Origin of the sequence: Pelotomaculum propionicicum, assembly GCF_004369225.1 — a bacterium.
Lineage (GTDB): Bacteria > Bacillota > Desulfotomaculia > Desulfotomaculales > Pelotomaculaceae > Pelotomaculum_B > Pelotomaculum_B propionicicum.
Map to the genome: position 1 here is coordinate 1 of NZ_QFFZ01000147.1, position 849 is coordinate 849.

The following is an 849-nucleotide window of genomic DNA, read 5'->3' on the forward strand; positions in this document are numbered from 1 at the left end:
TGAAGCGCTCGATGACATTAACCGTGTCGCCGTCTGCATCCGTGATCTGATACGTGTAAGTAAAGGGGGCGTTTTTATCCCCAATGCTGCCATCTGTGCCGGTGATGCCCGGGGCCGCGTTCACCCGGCGGAAGGTATACGTCCTGGTGGTTATTCCGCCCCTGCCGTCATCGGCCGTAATTGTAATGCTATGCTGGGTATTGATGGCCAGGGCCGTCCACTGTGTCTGCGTGATGGTTAAGGTAATATCCGTATTCTTCGGAGCGTTGTTAATCGTTCTCAGTACGGCAGTATTGAGTTTTTCTGTGATGTTTACCGCGTCATTATCAGCATCGCTGACTTGATAGGTAATGCTCGGGGGTGCGCTCAAATCGCCCAGGTTTGTATCCGTGCTAGAAATCAGAGGAGCAGAATCCAGATTTACAAAGCAGGCGCGAAAGCCGACGCCGCCGTCAGCATTGCCGCCCGTGCTGTTGAAAAAGGCCAGGCCGGAGCTAGAACCACCATAGCTGCCACCACGGATAAACACCGGATTGGAGGAGTACGGGAAGTTGGAGTACGTGGCACTCCCGGCCCAGTTCAGCCAGCCTGTGGCGCCGGTACCGGCAGTGGATGTTTCATTTAGCATCATGCCGCCGCTGGTTGCAGCCGCTGCAGCATAGTTTTCAGCTTGCCCGTCGGATGTACCAATCGGGAAAACATCCTTATACTTGGCGTCGGCGTTTACCAGCGCGGCGCAATATGTGGTCAGGTTAGCATTGCCGTTATTTACATAAGATGCCACATACACATAACCGCAGCCAACCATATCGAAAACGCCGGTGACGTTCCCGCTGGTGGATGTTTCAC

Annotated in this window: 1 pseudogene; it reads right to left on the reverse strand. The window is 54.2% G+C overall.

Going from position 1 to position 849, the window contains the following annotated elements:
• Positions 1–849, reverse strand: a pseudogene (locus Pmgp_RS19985) (hypothetical protein); the annotation flags it as partial.